Raw genomic sequence first — 17,401 nt, forward strand, 5'->3', positions numbered from 1 at the left:
GGGTAGAGACGAGGGAGGAGAGGAGGGTCTGCCAGTGGCGGGCGAGCCGGACAATGGTCTCCTCCTCAAACAAATCGCTGTTGTATTCAAAGCGCCCGATCAGGGTGCCATCAGGCCGCTCATCCACCTCTAGAGAAAGGTCAAATTTAGACGCCCCCGCACTCACATCCATCTGGGTAATTGTCCATCCAGAAGGTAATACAGGCAAATGAGGCTCAAGAGTTAAAGCTACCTGGAAAAGAGGATTCCAGGCCAAAGATCGCTCAATTTGTAGCTGCTCTACCAGATAGCTGAAAGGTATATCTTGATGAGCGATGGCCCCGATCATTTTCTCTCGCACCTGCTGTAGCAGCTCGCGGGCACTCAAGCTGTCTGTCAGCTTGCAAGAGAGTGGCAGCGTATTCAAGAAATAGCCAGGCATCCTAGCGAACTCAGGCCGCTGATCACGGCTACCCAGCACAGCCCCAATCACAATAGTCTCCTGGCGGGTGTAGCGATAGAGCAGAGCCTGTAACGAGGTCATCAAGACCATATACAGCGTCGCGCCCTCCTCGCGAGCCAGCCTTTTAAGGGCCTCAGTTAGCTCTCTGCTCAACTGAAATGGCACCATGCCCCCACGGAAACTCTGAACCGGTGGCCTGGGAAAGTCCGTTGGTAAATTAAGCAAAGCGGGGGCATCCTCCAGCGCCTGCCGCCAATAAGCAAGCTGCTGATCAAGCAAGCTCTCAGTGAGAGAAGCCTGTTGCCAGAGAGCATAGTCGGCGTACTGGTGAGCCGGCTCAGGTAAGGAAGAGGGGCGACCGGAGCACGCTGCCTCATAATGCTCCCATAGCTCTGGTAAAAAGATCTGGTAGAGAGTCACCCCGTCGAAAATGATATGATGCAAAGTTAAATAAAGACGGTGAAGCTGATCTTCGAGCTGGACCAACAAGCCGCGCAGCAGAGGCCCATTTGCCAGATTGAAGGGAAGGCGAGCCTGTTCCTCCGCCAAACGTCGTGCTTCTGACTCACGTCTCTCCTCAGGCAAGTGTCGTAGATCTACAAAGGGTAGCTTAAGGGGCCTGAAAGGATGAATCTCTTGAACGGGCTGACCATTCTTCTCAGGGAAACTAGTGCGCCAGATTTCATGACGGCGGATAAATTCATTAAAGCTCTGCTCAAACAAATCACGATTCAACGCTCCGGGCAGGTGCACAGTGACACACTCGTTATAGGCCGGCCTGTCTTTGACAAGCTGAGACAAGAACCAGAGCTGCTGCTGTCCAAACGATAGAGGCACAAGCTGACCGGGTTCACGTCGAGGGAGCGGCTCCAGTAGTTTACGCGCCAACGGCTCACCAACCAACTTCCCCTGGCGTAGCTGTTCTACCAGTAGGCGTCGAACATCGACTGAAGAGTGATTATCGCTCATCATTCTCCTCTCACCTTTCCCAAGATACCAACAAATGTTTGAGGCCACGCAAGCCGAGATTCTCGCGCCAGACAAGCGGGCATGGCTCCAGCCGCAAACCAGGCAGACGACGTACAATTAGCTCGATAGCCGTCTGACCCTCAATGCGTGCCAGAGCAGCGCCGAAGCAGAAATGGCTACCCCAAGCAAAGGCCACATGACGGTTATCCGCGCGTCGAATATCGAGGCGATCGGGATCAGGGAAACGCTCCGGGTCACGATTAGCCGCGCCCATCACCGCGATCACCGCATCGCGTTTGCGAATCTTCTTCCCACCCAGTTCTGTATCCTCGGGGGCCAAACGAGCGGTATGCTGGCTGGGACTCTCGTAGCGCAGCAGCTCCTCCACTGCTGACGGGATCAGTGAGAGATCTGCGCGTAGCAAAGCAAGCTGGTCCGGGTGGCGCAAGAGGCTGAGCACGCCATTCCCGATAAGATTAGTTGTGGTCTCCTGCCCTCCCACCATCGTAATAATCGTATTAGCGATAACTTCTTCCTCGCTCAGACGATCGCCGTCGATCTCAGCGGTGAGAAATGCATGAATTAGACCCTCACGCGGGTGGCGCTCAATGTCTCTAATAGCCGAACGGAAATAGGCGGTCATCTCATTCAAGCTATGAAGCACCTGAGACACCCGGTCAGGGTTATGCTGGAAATTCCCAAGCACCTGAGCGAAATCGGCGGACCAGGCTGTCAACTGCTGCCAATCTTCAGTAGGCACCCCCAACATCTCCGCCGTCACGATGGCGGGCAAGGGATAGGCCAGATCCGCGATAACATCCATACGGCCTTGTGCCTGCACTCGATCAAGCAAGCTATTGGCAATATCGCGGATATGCTCACGTAGCGCTGCCACACGCCGAGGAGTAAACGCCTTTGCTGCCAGGCTGCGTACCCGCGTATGGGCAGGCGGGTCCAGAAACAGCATCTGTTTCACCATGACGCGAGCTAAAGGCGTCAATGCCTGCATTCCCATAGCCTCTAGCTGCTCGGGAGTGGGTGTTCGCTGCGCAGAGAAGCGCTGAAACACTGTAATAACATCGGCATAGCGTGTTACCACCCAGGCGTGCAGGAAAGGGTCCCAATGGACCGGGTCCTCACGACGCAAGCGGTGGTAGAGCGGATAGGGATTGGCCAGAACTTCTGGATCAAGTAGGTGATAGAGACTCAGTGGCGGTTCCTGCTGTGTTACCGGACTCGGCTCCTGCATAGTGGTCTTAGGCTCCTCTATCTAAAGGCAAAGCCAACCAGTGACCTTGCCTTAGCAACAGCCACTTTTCCTCTAGCGTTCTCTTCAGTTCTCGCTGCTTCATGGTCGCCGTGCTGTCTGCTCTCTCCCCCTCGCTGAACAGTCAGCACAGGTTGCATACCCTCTCATCTTTCAGCTCTGCTGCAGTTGTTCTAGCAGATGGTGGGCCTCCTGCTCACTTAATGTTGCCAAACGTTCAAGCAGAAGCTGCTCGATCCGGGCGGCGAGTTGGCGCACCGTTGGGGCTGTGAACAACGTATGTAGCGAAAGCTGCACCCCAAACAGCTCAGTCAGACGCAGGATGAGCTGAGCCCCAAGCAATGAATGGCCACCAAGCATGAAGAAATTGGCCGTGACATCGATCTCTGTCCGCCCTAGCAGCGAGCAGACCACCTCTGCCACTTTCTGCTCGATTGCGTGGGCAGGTGCTGTTCCATCCTCTACTGAGGGCGGAGCTGGGGCATCTATCTCCGTTTCCTGCAAGAGCTTGCAGGCGCTCGGGATAGGCAGCGCGGCCCGGTCGATCTTCCCATGAGCAGTCAGAGGCAGGCTCTCTAAGCGCACAAAGGTCGAGGGCAGCATATAGTCAGGCAAGTGTCTAGCCAGAGCGGTACGTAGCTGAGCGGCAGTCAGTCGCGCGTCTGGCTCGCTGACCACATAGGCAACCAGTTGCTTTTCTCCGGGCCGCTCCTCATGTGCGACAACCACGCTGGCAGTGATGCCTGGCTGCTGATTAAGCACGGTGGCAATCTCATCTAGCTCGATGCGATAGCCACGAAGCTTCACCTGATTATCCAGGCGACCTAGAAAGGCTAGCTGGCCATCTGGCAAAAAGCGCGCGCGGTCCCCGGTGCGATACATACGAGCGCCAGGCTGGGGAGCAAAAGGATCGGGCAAGAAGCGCTCGGCAGTTAGCTCTGGGCGGCGTCGATAGCCGCGTGCCACACCCTGACCGCCGATATACAGCTCACCTGGCATTCCCCAAGGTACAGGCTGCAACCTTTCATCGAGAATGTAGAGGGATGTATTCGCAATGGCCCAGCCGATAGAGGGAGGCTCTGCCGGCGGCTCACTGGCAGGTGGCACCGGACCAGAAGTAGCCACGACTGTCGTCTCAGTCGGCCCATAGTTGTTCACCAAAATGAACGGCAAACCGGGGCGTGGATAACGATGCAAGGTATCGGCCCCTGTCAGAAGAAAGCGCAAGGCGGTTTCAGCAGGCCAGGTCAGCTGAATCACCTGCTCAGCCAACGGCGTCGGCAGAAAGGCAATTGTGATGCCCTGCTCGACCAGCCAATCGCGCAGGGCGGGCGCCGAGAGACGGATCTTGTCAGGAGGCAAATAGACGGAGGCACCACAGGCCAGATATGGCCAGATCTCCCAACCAGTGGCGTCAAAGGCGGGGCTGGTCACCTGACTGGCTCGGTCCGTTGCTTGTACGGAGAAAGCCCGCTGGTGCCAGAAGATGAGATTCAACAGATTATCATGCGTGATCTCCACGCCCTTGGGGCGCCCTGTTGATCCCGAAGTATAAATCACGTAAGCCAGGTCGCCCGGACCGGCCTGCTCGTCCTCAATCTCCGCGATCGGCTGGTCACACAGCCGATCGGCATCCTCATCCAGACAGACAAGCTCTCCTCCGGGCAGAATAGTGCCATCCTGCTGCAGCTCGTGGGCCAGGCGAGCGATCGTAACCAGCACGGGGACTTGGGCATCCTCCAACATGAAAGCGAGGCGCTCGCGGGGATAAGAAGGATCTAGCGGCACATAGGCCCCTCCAGCTTTAAGAATGGCCAGCAGACCCACGATCAGCTCCGGTGAACGCTCTAGATAGAGGCCAACCGCTACCCCTGGGCGAACACCAAGCGCACGTAGATAATGAGCGAGCTGGTTGGCACGCCGATTCAGTTCCTGGTAACTCAATGTGACTTCCGCTGTCACAACTGCCGGTGCCTGCGGGCGCTCTTGCGCCTGTTGTGCGACGAGAGCGGGTATGCAGGCATCGCGTGGATAGTCTTGCCTGCTTGCCATCCATAGGCTGGGTGGCTGATCGGTTTTGCTTAAGGGGAGACAACCGGGATGCTCCGCCGTTACACCTCTCACCATCAGTGTTTGCGCATGAAATTGGCTACTGTGGACCTCTTTGCTTTCAAAACTCATAAGGAAGGCTTACTCCTGCCAGAATAGAGATCGCGCTATAACCACCTATCCCGGGAAAAGTCGCTCTCATCACTAAGTATTGATCGAGCGTAGACAGGCAGCAAACATTTACTCACAGCTTTGTGTCAAGGCATCCTTCTCTGCTTGCGTATCCCGGCATCTCCTATCACCACGTGCCCTGCTGCGTTACCTGCCGCTGAGATCATCAGTAGCGCGTAGCCAAAGAAGCGCGCCTTCTCAGGGTGGCTGACATAGCGGGAGGAAGAAGGACGCCAGATAACAGTATACTGCCCTGATGGCTGAAAGTCGCCTCTTGGATGGCTTTTTTAACAGAACATGATTGCCGTCTTTCTCGGCAATCATGACCGCTTTCGACGGTATCTAATTCGCAGCAGATGGCGTCTGTTACTCCGCTGCTCTCCAAATCCGCTGGCAAGCAGCGATACCTTGACGGATACCCTCCTGAATAGCGCGATTGTTGGCAGGTGTTTGCGTATGAGGGCCATAGAGATTGGCATCCCAGCCATAGTAGGCGATGCCTATGGCTCCATGCTGGCAGAAGCTCTGACTTTGCTGAACGATGTCAGCAGTACTTGGCAGAGGCCAACTCAAGCCAGTACGTGTTGAGGGGCCACCGAAGGCCTGGGCGATGCCGATGAGAGGAGTCTGTACATAGTCCCACCCTCGTTTTTCCAGGCTGGCGAACATAGCATTCAGCGTACTACGCATCGACCAATCGTAGCGGTTAGCCGAGGCATCTTCTTGGGCCTGCAAAACCGTGAAAATGTAGAGGCCGATCATATCGCAGCCTTCGGAGGTAAAATTAGCGGCTACCTCGTCATGCCAGCCGGTATCGAAGCCTGAGGGGAGCGAGGCGCCAAAGCCGCAGATGGCGGGGCGCTGAGGGGTATACTGCTGAATCAAGGCATGGAACTTAACCAGCAGCTCGCGTGCGCTCCCTGGGTCCCAGAGCACCCAATCATCAAGGACCCAGTACCCCAAAATCAAAGGGTTAGACTTGACCTCTTCCAGGTGTCGCTCAACAAGCTGCAGGAGTGCCTCCTCGCTGGCAATTGGCACGGAGTCCCGTCCGCAATAAGGGTGGGCGCCTGGTGGAGGTGGCTTCACTGTTTTGGTGCGATGGCACTCATAATACTGCAAGTAGCTAGAGATATAGCCATCAATGACCTGCATATGGGCAGCCTGCAAAGCCCTTCCTAGCTCGCTCTCTGGTGAGGGAGGGTCGCCGTATTCGAACACTACCCGAATACCTAGAGAAGCAGCTTGGGCTACTTCGGCTGGTGTTCCTACGGTGAAGCCGCCGATCAGCTGCAAATCTTTAAAGTGGCTTCCCTGGCCGCTCGTTGTGTTCAAATGCGAGTTGCTGGCTGTCAACTGAGAAATCAAAGGTGAGTGGGTGAGAATCCACCAGGGATGGAGCAGCAGGCTCGCTCCTACAAGGATTACTACAACCAGCACGCTGAGCAGCAACAGAGTATGCTTGTGCTCGTGATAGACTTGCCTCATAGGTTCGCTCCCTGTTCAGTTCAGGTGCCGCTGTCAGGATAGGCTACGGGCCCGCTGCGCAGAGCCTGGGTTGGGAGAGCCGACGCCTAGGATATCTCTGACTCTGGCTGGCTAAAAAGCTTGGGCAGAAAGGTCCTGGCCAGCTCCAGATTCCTTTCGTAGTGGCGATACAACCAGCTCTCTAGTTTTTGCCTGGGAGTGGCCCCCTCAGCCACCCACCAGATCGGGTGAGTCAGGAGCTGAATGGCCTTCCCCTCATGAAAAGCTGTTGATTGCAGCGGATGACCGTAGCGCCAGCGCCCTGTAGAGTCGCTGATATAGGCAAGATCACCGCGTTGTGCTAAGTGATAGACCCGGTAGATCGGTCTAGCTTGTTCCACTGGGATGCTGGCAAGCGTACGCGGGCTGTGGACGCTGGCAATCTGGCGATTCACATACGGATAAAAGTGAGCCAAGATCTCTATTTCAAGCTCTACGTTAAGGTGCTGTCCATGATGATCTTGGAGATCAATATGAAGGGCGATATCATGCCCATAAGCGTGTATCTGATCGAGCAAATGAGCACTTTCTGTACTCAGTACATTATAAAAAGGAGACGATAGCATGACAAAATACGTAGCCTGGAAACCTAGCTCGTGTTCAAGACGGGCCATCTCCCAAGCTGCTTTTAAGCTAATATCGATATCATGCCTCAGAATCAATAGCTTCTCTCCACGTCCTAAGCGCTCATCAAGGTTATCGAAAAGCGAGCAGTGGTAGCCCTGGTTGGCGAAGGCGAGGAGCAAGCGACGGTATCCCTCTAAAGTGAAATCTTCCACTACTTTCTACCTTCTTCTAGGATTACTGCGTTTCTTCGTCTCTTCAAAGATCGATTGGTACAAGTCCAGTAAACTTTGCTGTTCCTTTTCCCAGTGCAGCTCGTTCGCTGCGGCCTGCAGAGCGTTACGACGCAGAGCTGCCAGGGCCTCTGGATGAGAGAGCATCCCGTTAATTGCCTGAGCGATGGCTTCCGGCTTCAGTTCGTTAACCACCTGTCCCAGCCTGTAGGTCTCCACCAGCTCCACCACTGCTGGCAGGGCTGAAGTCAGGACAGGCACGCCTGCCATGATATACTCGAACAACTTATTCGGCAGGAACATACGGACATTGAGCGAATAATCGGGTGAAGCAATGAGCAAGCCCAGATCTGCCGAGGCTGTCCAGCTCAGCAGCTCCTGGTAAGGCACAGCGGGCAAAAGTTTCACGCGATCACCGACCCGCTCCTGGGCGATGAGCTGCTCCAGCTCCTCGGCGGCATTGCCCAGGCCCTTCCCCAGAAGCACAATGACAATCTCAGGATCAAGGTAGCGAGCCGCTCTTACGAGCAGATCCAGCGAGCGATTGGCCTGAAAGCGTCCCTGGTAAAGAGCGATGCGAACATGAGAGGCAAGGCCCAAGGCCTCATGCAACCGTTTTGTGCGAGCTACCTTCTGATAAGGGGGAATGTTACGCACGAGCGCCAGGCGTCGGAGCCGATAGCGCCGCTGAAGCTCCTCGACAATCGGTGGCGAGACAGTAATCACGCCGTCGCTGGCTGGAATCATGGCCCTTACAAGCAGGGCCAGCATGTGGTGCAACAGCCGTCGACCTCGGCTCATAGAAGACAGCGGATGCTCCTCCAGCGGCATCTCATGAGCCTCGAAAATCAGGGGCTTCCGGTGCAGGCGCGCGGCCAGATAGCAGGCCGGTAAGGCCGCGACATCATGGGCGTGATAGCAATCGGCATCGGTCTTGAGCACCTGCCAGAGGCTACGGATAAAGATCGTAGCCGCTCGTGGCAGGGCATATCGTTTAAAGCGTGACGAGAAGAAATCGGGTGACAATCGCACATGTCGAAAAGCGATGCCCTGCAGGTCCTCACGCGCAGGTTGAGCGCGTGACTCTAGATCAACTATGCTGACCTGGCAGCCAACGGCGCTCAGCGCGGTAGCGGCGCGCATGACTCGCACATCACTTCTTCCCTGGCCCAGCACATGCATACAAACGCGCAGGGAGGGGAAACTGACTACAGCGGTTGCTGGCGCCGAGGTCACAGCGTCCTGTTGCTCGTGCTCGCTCGCTAGCAGCTCACTCATAGCTATCCCTCCTGCGCTGGTAGTGGCTGACTGGCTGGAGTTGTCGGCAGTAAGATCTGGTAGAGTTCAAGCAGATGGAATTGCTCTCGATTCCAGTTAAACTCATTTTTGGCAAGTTCTAAGGCATTTTGTCGCATTTGTTCCAAAGCTTTGTTATCATGAATGACACGATTGATGGTAGCGGCCACGGTTGCAGGATCGCGCGACGCTTCAACCACTCCCACACGATGGGCACGGATAAGCTCGGCAATCACATCGAGCTGAGAGCTGAGTACTGGGAGACCGGCCATCAAGTACTCAAAAAACTTGTTGGGCAGGCAGTAGCGGATACTGAGCGAGTAGTCGGGAGGAAATAAAGTCAGGCCAAGATCGGCGGAGGCGGTCCAGCTCAAAAGTTCTCCGTAGGGGACGGGAGGCAGTAATCTCACGCGCTCCGCGACGCCCAGCTCGGCAATGAGCTGCTTCAACTTCTGATGCGTAGGCTCGCGAGCTGCCCCCAGCATAACGATCACTACATCTGGCTCAAGGAAAGGAGCCGCACGCACAAGGAGATCGAGACCGCGATTTTCTTGGAGGTTGCCCTGGTACAGGGCGATACGCACCTCGGATGATAAACCCAGCTTTTCCCGTAGAAGATTGGTACGTTCGACCTGCCGATAAGGTGGCACATTGCGCAAGAGTGTGACATGCTGACCCCCATACTCGCGCTCGATGAAGGCCACAATAGGCGGGGAGACCGCGATCACTCCCTGACAGCGGCGGATAAGATAGCGCAATACCTGGCGCGCGATGGCAAGGAGACGTGGCCAGCGTTGAACCGCCCGATCTGAAAGCGGCAATTCGGGCGAGTCAAAAATCAGGGGTTTGTGTCGCAGCCTGGCTGCCACGTAGGCGGCAGGCAGGGCATGCTCCACAAAGGAGTGGTAGATGTCGGCCTCCTCGCGCAGCAGATGTAAGGCGGCCAGGACATTGGCTCGCAGCAGCTTCACTAGAAACCAGGGCTTAAAGCGTGCAGGAATAAACCAGGCCGGCATGATAATATGCTTCAGTATGATCCCCTCGCGCAGCTCTTGAGCGGGAAAAGAGCGCGATCCCACCACATCCACTACTGTGACCTGTAAACCTGCTTGCTTAAGCGCTGTCGCTGTGCGCCACAAGCGAGCGTCACCAGTGGCAGGGGCAAACCTGAGCATGACGACACGCTGCCCCTGGAAAAGCGGCCTTGGGCAAGCAGCCACATCGGAGGCATCGGTTAGCGTAGTCATACGCTTCTCTTCACTCTCCTTCCTGAAAGGGCCTGGCGTAGGCGGACAAGCTGCCGTACTGGCAGGCGTGCCAGTATCAGCAGCATAACTGCGTAAGCCAGCCAGGTCAGCCCATAAAAGGTAGCAGCGCTCACTGGATCAAGGCTTTGGACAAAGAAGGCCGCACCCAGGTAGAGCATGATCCCGAGAGCCAGGGCGCTGAGAAAGAAACCGATCTCAAAGGGCACAGGGTACATCTGATTATTGACCAGGTACGCGAGCAGCGAAAGGAAAGCGTAGGCCAGCAGCGTTGAAAAGGCGGCCCCCAGTGCCCCCGTTAGCGGAATAAGCACCACATTCAGGACTACGTTGAAAATAGCGGCTTCCGCGGTAAGAACTACTGCGTACCATGTTTTTCTCTTTATCGATATCCCTACATTGAAGACATTATAGATGCCGTAGAAGACCATTGACATAGCTACCAATGAAATCACAGGTGAAGCCCCATGATAGCTAGCGGGAAACAGGACCTCTAGCAAAAACTTACCGGCGAGGGACAGCCCAAAAGCTGCCAGCAGGAGGACGACACTGAACCAGCGAAAGATCAATTGAAACAGTTGGGGAGCATCGCGGCGGCGGGCCACAGAGAACATAGTAGTGGGCCAGGCCAAATTGAACGGCGAAATTACCAGAACGCCCAAGACATTCCCCAACGTATAGGCAATGGAATAGCTGGCGGTTTCAGCCAACGAGCCAAAGCGGCTCAACAAGTAGCGGTCCGAGAGTTGCAGCACCCAGACTGAAACAAAGCTGGCCACCAAAGGCATACCGAAAGACAGCATATTGTGAGCCATCTCTCGATCAAAGTCCAGGCCTGCTTCCCAGAGAATCACTGGTAACATGCCAAAGACCACTACAGCATAGCCGCTGGCTGTACCCAGTAAGGCCCCTGTCATCCCCAGATGTAAAGGTCCCACATAGAGCAGAGTGGCGAGCAATCCCACCAGCAGGTTAGTGATCGAAAGGACGGCATAGAGAGCGGGGCGATTCTCAGCTCGCAGCCAGGCCAGGCCCGGTACACTCAAGTTCTGCAACAGCACGACCAGCGCTGCCGCCTGAACCGGTGCCGTCAGCAAGGCGGACTGAAAGAGTAGCGAGGCTATCAGAGCTGCTCCCAGGGACATGGCCAGCGTCGCGGCGATGGAGATGACTAATAACAGTGCGACCAACGTCGAAAGCACACGCAAGCGCTCACGTCGTGATTCGTAGTCGTAGCCATAGGCCCGGAAAAAGGCATTGCCCAGACCGAGCTGAGTGATCCCGGCGATCAGGGAGATGGCCGAGAGCAGCACCGAAAGCGCTCCGTACTCATCACGCGAGAGTGCATGTGTAAGAAAAGGAGCCAACACCAGCGAAGTGAGAGGGCCAGCTAGAGAGGAGAGGGCATAGATCCCGCTGCTCTTGACCAGCCTTCGAAGCTGACCAACATAGTCGTTGGCCTTTTCTGACGTTGGTGCTGGAGTGCTTGCCCTTGGCCCTGCTGACGGGGTCGGTAGCGCTGACTGCGCCGGTTGCATGGGTTGCACGACCTGCGCTGGTGAAGGTGGCTGGTAACCTGGCGCGTATTGCGGATACTGTGGCCCCGGATAGACGGGATAGGGCTGTTGCGTTGTCGGCTTCAATCCTCAACTTCCCCCTCTAGGCCCGTGTGAGCTACCCTTGTTGTCTTCAGGAGCTGCTCCAGATTTGCCCAACCAGAGGCCCGTAGCAAGACACGACGGAAGGTCTCAGGGCTATGGTGAGTTGCAATGTAAGCCCGGGCGGCCTGCCCCATCTGGCGGCACAAGGTAGGATTATCGATCAAGCGCACGAGCGCTCTGGCCGTCTCCTCCACATCGGCTGGTTTTACGGCGATTCCGCGCTCTTCCGCCAGGAGCGCAGCGTTCGAGGGTGGACGAGTGGAAGCGATAACGGCGCAACCCGCCGCCATAGCTTCCAATACTGCCATCGAGAAGCAGGCACCGCGAGTACTCGTGTAAAGAAAAATATCGCTGATCGAGAGCAGATGTGCGATCTGTGGCGCAGATAGCTCCCCCCATAAGGAGCAATAGCTCTCTAGCTGGAGCCGCTTGATGGTCTCTTCGATCTCCTGACGCAGAGGGCCTTCTCCGGCGATGATCAGGCGCACGTGGGCCCGTTTCGCATAGGAAAGCTGCTGCAGTGCGCGAGCCAGGCTCTCTAGCGCAATATCCAAACCTTTCTCTGGAGTGAGCCGACAAGCAATGGCTACCACCGTATCCTCTGAGTGCAGCCCGTGCTCCTGACGGCGACTGGCCCGCTCCTCGTGAGTAAGGACAGGATAATGCTCGATATTGACCATGCTCGCGAAGCGGACCACACGGCTGAGAGGAATGCCGAAACGCATGGCCATCGTCTCTACGCCATCGCCTGGGACGCCTGGGACCAGATACTGATCGACAAAACGAGCCGCCAGGCGAAGCATAAGGCGATAGGAGGGCCAATAGCACCACTCTTGGAGGCGCCCAATGAGACGACGCAGGCGACTACGGTGGGCCAGCAGATGTCTGCGCTCAGCCAGGTGCTGCCGATGAACCTCTTCCTGGAGCAAGGTCAAATGACCATGATCAATACAAACCACGCGGGCGCCGCTCAGACGCGCCAGTGGCGCTGAGAGCAGAGCCGAAAAGACCGCGTCCTGTGGCAAAACCAGGTCGAAGCCCCTCCCTCGACGCAGTAAGGTAAACAGCTTAGCCGTGCCTGTCAGAACATAGAACCAGACAAATGGAAAATGTGAAGCGCCCATCCAGGAACGGCCAAAACGATGGACCACGTACCGATCGCTCTCTGGCGTAGTCAAAGCGCGCGTGAGATATTCCATGCGCCATAGCCCCTGCATAACCTCCTCGATTGCCTCCAGCACCGTCAGCACACCTCCCATCGCTGGAAAAGCTGGCAGCGAGACGCAGACGCGCAACTGTCCCGAGGCTGCCAATTGACGTGGAAAGAGGCGCAACTGCCAGAAGTGCCAAAGGTGTCTCATGGCCGAGCGCTGCAAGTGCCACAGCCGAGAGCGAAGGTGGCAGAGCCTGCTTCCTGAGTAATGGCTCCAACGGCGCCAAGCCCGAGCGCAGGCTTCGCTCTCTGTAGCTGTACTCAGAGCGGAGAGCAAAGCCATCTGCAGTGCCAACTCCTGGGGAGTGGCCAGGCTGCGGGTTGCTAGCTCGCGATAAGGCCAAAAAGGCCCCGCGAACTCATCTAAACTCTGCTCAAACGTCGCTAGAGCTTGCTGAACAAGCTTTCGGCTCTCTTCAGCGCAGGCGGGCCAGTACTGGACCAGCTCCTGAAGACTTAGCAAGGCGAAGGCCATTCCATTGAAATGGTGAAGAGCTGGATAGAGTGCTAGCTCCTCGAAAAAGATCCCCTCCGCATAGAGGGGGGTACTAATGCCCCCATCCAGAATATCTCGATGGAAGGTTGCTAAGCAGCGTGTCAAAGCTGCAGCATAAGCTGCCTCGCCTGTAACACTGAAGGCCCGCAGCAGGACGGACAGCGCGCAGCTCTGGACAGTCGCAGAAAGGCAAAGAACAGGTGCTTCACCGGAACGCCTGACCATCAGGGGCCAGTACCCGGCTCGGGAGTTCCGAGGCTGCTCCAGGGCAAGCAAGCATCTGGCCTCTTCCAGGAAGAGACGCAGCTCCCGGGGATCATCTTCCTCCAGATAGCGATTCCAATGAGCCAAAGCTCGCCAGGCAACCTGCAGCTCAGCCGCAGGAGCTGCCGAGCTAACGACTGCTAGGGGATGTTGCTGGCAATGCGCTAAAACCGCCACAGGGTAGAGGCCGGGCTGCTGCGGTCGATCCCCCGTCTGATGCTCACTACCACTACGTGTTTCTTCATACTCATAAGAGATAGACATCCGTCTTCTCCAGAGGTGCTTCTATCGAATAGCAGAGATCAGATAGATCCATCATAAGATGAAGGTTCTACCGTTCTAGAGACAGAATCTGACTGCGCTGGTAGCAAAGGAGAAGAGAGCAGACCTAGCATCAGCCAACCAAAGCAAGCCAGCGGTGGCAGGGTCCAGCCATTGATACTAATGCTATTAACGCAGAGCGCGCCGACTGCAGCCAGTCCTCCGGCGAGCAAGGCGCGATGGCGCTGATCACAGAGCTGCCAATGACGCCAGGCTTTCCACAGATAGCAGGCCAGGAGCGCAAGAAAGACTGCCAGAACAGGCAGGCCTCCCATTGCGCCAAATTCCAGGTATGAATCATGGGGGTGGGCCAAAGGCACGTATTGTAGAGGCGAGCGATAAGCTCCTGAGACCTGCATATAGATGCTCAGGCCGAAGCCTACCCCCGTCAAGGGATAGGCCATAATCACATTCAAGCCGGTTTCCCATGCTCCCAGGCGCAGCGACAGCTCTCCCTCGCCAGTCAAGTGCGCGAAGAGGAGCTGAAGCTTATCGGAGAAGAAGAGAAGCAGAATCAGCGCCACCAAGAAGATACTCAGGGCGATCTGCAAACGCAGTCGCCAGCTATCTACCAGCAGCAAGAAAAACACCAGGCCGCAGCAGGCAGCCACCCAGGCACCACCGCTGAATGTAAACAACAAAGCGGGTCCGATCAGCAAAACCTCGCCAAGATGAATCAGGCGGGATAACCATGAGCGGCTATGTGCGTAGAGTCCAAGTGGAATAAAGATAACAAAGGAGAAGAAAGTGCCATTCCAGTTAGGATCTATGAAGAAGCCACCTATGCGCTGGACTCCCGTTTCGCCGAGAGTGAAATTCGAGACACTCTTCAGAAAAGGATCATGTAGAGAAGTGCCCAGGAGAAACTTGCCCGTTAGCTCAATTAAGAGAGTATGGGCTGCAATTAAAGCTCCTAAGCCAGCGAGAAGTTCCAGGGTCAGCCAAAGACTTTTCAAGCTCCGTGCTGTATTCAATCCCAGCCAGCAAAAGAGGAAAGAGCCAACAATGATATTGGGGTAATAGAAGAGGGCATCGTCTAAGTTGGTTGCTCCTCGCAGAGAGGGAAAGATAGTTAAACCCAAGAAGAGGAGCCAGAGCCAGAGGGGACGTGGCTCAGCCCAGGGGCGCTGCTGCGAGCGACCGAGGAAGTACACAAGCAGGATAACTAGCGTAAGTAGCTGGGCAGTCGCAATGAGCGACATATAGAAATCAAAGTAGAGATGGACCAGCGCAACGATGATCGCGAGTGCTTCATCGCAACGCAGATAGAGCAGCAGACTCAGGAACAGCAAGCCTGCAAACATGACTGTCGCCATCGAGGCTGCCTGGCGGGTCACACTAGTTGAGGGGATAACAGTACCTACCAGCAAAGGGGCGAAAACCTCCAGCATGCCCACCAGAATCAAGGCCCCGATCAGCAAGGTAACGAACCCCAGGGAGGGAGTCAACGACTCCCTCCGTCCATGCTCCCTTGACGTGGCTAACTGTCTCGTCTTTTGAACGATACTCATAGCAGCCTAGTCCTATCGTTCTCCACGCTGTCTATGATGGGGTTCTATCGACGGCATCTCCAGCGTCTTCAGTTCGGCGATATCTGAGCCCTGCTGTCCTGGGCGAGGAGTGGGAGCAGAGGGCACTCCAGCGGGGCCCTGTTGCTCCGGCGCGGATTCGCGTTGCGGCCACGAACTAGCGGAATCGGCCCGCTCGCGGGTCAGACGGGGACGCGCGGGAACTGGCGGACTCTTGTCCGCTCCTGATCCTGTGGAAGAGGTCAAGACGCGTTGGACCTGAGCAGGGGTGGCCGGCTCGGGCACTGACTGGCCCACTCCACTGCGCTGACTAGCGGCTGCTGGAGAGACTCCTGAAGAGGGCTGTACGGAAAGAGCATCGCTGGCTCTCCTCGTGAGCATTTGCCTGTGAGTAGGCTCGCTCCCTGACGTGGCTAGCTGTGAGCGCTCCTGACTGGAGTGACTGCTTGGGGAGAGCAATCCCTCGCGCTCGCCCTGCTCATCGCCTGCCGCTTGGTAATAATAGGGAGTGATACCACTCCGCTGCTGCTGCTGCTTATTCACTACACAGCCGATGATGCGCACACCGGTCTGACGAAGGATGGCGCGGGCCTGCCGGACATGCTCTTTGCGAGCGCGAGTAATGTCAACTACCAGCAGAGCGCTGTCAACTCGTGAAGCGAGAATGCTCGCATCAGCCAGGCCTAACAACGGTGGCGCATCGAAAATCACGATGTCAAAGTAATAATCCGCCAAGTTAGATAGCAGGTTGCGCATGGCCTGCGAATCAAGCAGCTCGGGAGGATTGGGTGGAAGATGACCGGCAGGCATAAGCCAGAGATTCGGAGTACTTGTCTCGTAGAGAAAACTATCGAGAATGCCCCCTTGGCCGATCGGACGCTTGCGCGAGGATGAGACATTGGGCAGAGGCGTAGTCGAAGACTGGCTCATGGCCATAATGGCGCTACTTAGACCGGCTTCGGCTGCCGAGACACCAAAGAGGCGATGCAGCATTGGGCGGCGCATGTCAGCATCGACAAGCAGGGTGCGCTTACCCGCCTTTGCCATAAAAATGGCCAGATTCGCTGCAACTGTGCTCTTGCCTTCTCCAGGAAGAGAGCTGGTAATCAAGAGATAGTTTACTGGTGTGTCAATGGAGCAAAAACCGATATTGGTGCGAAGGATGCGGTAAGACTCGATAAGGCCTGCGTGTTCCTTTGGATTAAAGACCTCCTTTTCCTCTGAGGAGCGCACGCGCCAAACAGTGGCAAGCACAGGATAACCAAAGAGCTGGGCCACTAGCTCACCGGTGCGCACTCGCGTGTCAAGCTGTTCAAGGAGCAGCGCCAACAGGACGCCAATGAGCAGCCCCGTCACCAGCCCGGCGCCGGTGTTGAGCACAACCCGTGGTTGCGCAGGACTCGTTGGCGGACTCGCTTGCTGGACGATGCGTAGAAAATTGCCGTTTTCTGCTTCTGTTAACTCTAGTTGGACAAGCGCTTCCTGAACTTGAGAATATCGATCCTGCAGAGCTTTGAGGCGTGCTTGCAGAATGCTAATCTGCTGCTGATCTCCATTGTTACTCTCGAGTTTGCTGATCTGATTGCTAACACTATTAATTTGCTGCTCAGTAGAAGTAAGCTCCTGCTGTAACTGCTGCTGCGATCGCTGATTATCTTGCTGAATAGCCGTATCCTGCTGCTTGATGAAGGTTTGTGCGATGTCGTTTGCCAGGGCGGCGGCACGTGTTGGGCTTTCATCCAGCACGGAGACCTTAAACAACTGGGTATTCGTCTCCGTGGTCGCAGAGACGCGTGAGGCCAGAGTAGAGGCGCTCAAGCCCGGGTAATGAGAAGCCACCTCTGTAAGGACTGGCTGACTAGTGACCAGAGTTGCCTCAGTGTCGACAAGCTGGTCGCTCGCCAGGAGATTATTATAGTCAGCTAAATTGTTACCTGTGCGGACCGTAACCTGCATCAGGACCGACGCCTGGTAGAGGGGGGTCATCAGCTTGCTGGCGATCAGTGCTCCGGCGCCGACCGCCACACAGCAGATGGCAACCAGCCACCAGCGCTTGGCTAGCACGGCTGCGTACTGAGCAATAGTCATTAGATGTTCCTCTCCTGCAGATACCTTTACCCTGTCTGTGCTCTCG

At 56.1% G+C, this 17,401-nt stretch carries 11 protein-coding genes; all 11 read right to left on the minus strand.

What is annotated here, in order from left to right; genetic code table 11:
- Nucleotides 1-1,414, minus strand: a 1,414-nt coding sequence (locus IRZ24_RS06425; RefSeq protein WP_297161344.1) for a condensation domain-containing protein, incomplete at its 3' end; no start/stop codon positions are given.
- A 7-nt stretch (nucleotides 1,415-1,421) separates the two neighbouring features.
- A complete protein-coding gene (locus IRZ24_RS06430) occupies nucleotides 1,422-2,660 on the minus strand; it encodes a cytochrome P450 (protein WP_297161347.1) in 1,239 nt (412 codons plus the stop codon).
- A 171-nt stretch (nucleotides 2,661-2,831) separates the two neighbouring features.
- A complete protein-coding gene (locus tag IRZ24_RS06435; protein ID WP_297161350.1) occupies nucleotides 2,832-4,859 on the minus strand; it encodes an amino acid adenylation domain-containing protein in 2,028 nt (675 codons plus the stop codon).
- 405 nt (nucleotides 4,860-5,264) lie between these two features.
- Nucleotides 5,265-6,386 (minus strand): hypothetical protein, encoded by a 1,122-nt coding sequence (locus tag IRZ24_RS06440; protein ID WP_297161353.1) that lies wholly within the window; start codon nucleotides 6,384-6,386, stop codon nucleotides 5,265-5,267.
- An 86-nt stretch (nucleotides 6,387-6,472) separates the two neighbouring features.
- The gene (locus tag IRZ24_RS06445) at nucleotides 6,473-7,204 is read right to left on the minus strand and encodes a hypothetical protein (RefSeq protein ID WP_297161356.1); all 732 of its coding nucleotides are present in this window, start codon (nucleotides 7,202-7,204) and stop codon (nucleotides 6,473-6,475) included.
- Nucleotides 7,205-7,210: 6 nt separating this feature from the next.
- Complete coding sequence (locus IRZ24_RS06450; RefSeq protein WP_297161359.1) at nucleotides 7,211-8,500, minus strand: glycosyltransferase; 1,290 nt, start codon at nucleotides 8,498-8,500, stop codon at nucleotides 7,211-7,213.
- A 2-nt stretch (nucleotides 8,501-8,502) separates the two neighbouring features.
- Entirely contained in the window at nucleotides 8,503-9,765 is a 1,263-nt protein-coding gene (locus tag IRZ24_RS06455; RefSeq protein ID WP_297161361.1) for a glycosyltransferase, read from the minus strand.
- Nucleotides 9,762-11,426 (minus strand): oligosaccharide flippase family protein, encoded by a 1,665-nt coding sequence (locus IRZ24_RS06460; RefSeq protein ID WP_297161364.1) that lies wholly within the window; start codon nucleotides 11,424-11,426, stop codon nucleotides 9,762-9,764. The genes IRZ24_RS06455 and IRZ24_RS06460 overlap by 4 nt, the downstream gene beginning before the upstream one ends.
- Nucleotides 11,423-13,681, minus strand: coding sequence for a glycosyltransferase (locus tag IRZ24_RS06465; RefSeq protein ID WP_297161367.1), 2,259 nt, complete (start codon nucleotides 13,679-13,681; stop codon nucleotides 11,423-11,425). Before IRZ24_RS06465 ends, IRZ24_RS06460 begins: the two co-directional genes overlap by 4 nt.
- A 38-nt stretch (nucleotides 13,682-13,719) precedes the next feature.
- Nucleotides 13,720-15,249 carry an O-antigen ligase family protein gene (locus tag IRZ24_RS06470; RefSeq protein WP_297161369.1) on the minus strand — a complete coding sequence of 510 codons (1,530 nt, stop codon included), beginning with the start codon at nucleotides 15,247-15,249 and terminating at the stop codon, nucleotides 13,720-13,722.
- 12 nt (nucleotides 15,250-15,261) lie between these two features.
- Entirely contained in the window at nucleotides 15,262-17,355 is a 2,094-nt protein-coding gene (locus IRZ24_RS06475; protein ID WP_297161371.1) for a P-loop NTPase, read from the minus strand.
- Nucleotides 17,356-17,401: the final 46 nt, after the last annotated feature.

The organism is Thermogemmatispora sp., assembly GCF_019683755.1.
Classification (GTDB): domain Bacteria; phylum Chloroflexota; class Ktedonobacteria; order Ktedonobacterales; family Ktedonobacteraceae; genus Thermogemmatispora.

Excerpts from the sequence above, each read along its gene's own strand:
- IRZ24_RS06430 (WP_297161347.1), bottom strand. The coding sequence starts at position 2,660 with ATGCAGGAGCCGAGTCCGGTAACACAGCAGGAACCGCCACTGAGTCTC.
- IRZ24_RS06435 (WP_297161350.1), bottom strand. The coding sequence starts at position 4,859 with ATGAGTTTTGAAAGCAAAGAGGTCCACAGTAGCCAATTTCATGCGCAA.
- IRZ24_RS06440 (WP_297161353.1), bottom strand. The coding sequence starts at position 6,386 with ATGAGGCAAGTCTATCACGAGCACAAGCATACTCTGTTGCTGCTCAGC.
- IRZ24_RS06450 (WP_297161359.1), bottom strand. The coding sequence starts at position 8,500 with ATGAGTGAGCTGCTAGCGAGCGAGCACGAGCAACAGGACGCTGTGACC.
- IRZ24_RS06455 (WP_297161361.1), bottom strand. The coding sequence starts at position 9,765 with ATGACTACGCTAACCGATGCCTCCGATGTGGCTGCTTGCCCAAGGCCG.
- IRZ24_RS06465 (WP_297161367.1), bottom strand. The coding sequence starts at position 13,681 with ATGTCTATCTCTTATGAGTATGAAGAAACACGTAGTGGTAGTGAGCAT.
- IRZ24_RS06470 (WP_297161369.1), bottom strand. The coding sequence starts at position 15,249 with ATGAGTATCGTTCAAAAGACGAGACAGTTAGCCACGTCAAGGGAGCAT.
- IRZ24_RS06475 (WP_297161371.1), bottom strand. The coding sequence starts at position 17,355 with ATGACTATTGCTCAGTACGCAGCCGTGCTAGCCAAGCGCTGGTGGCTG.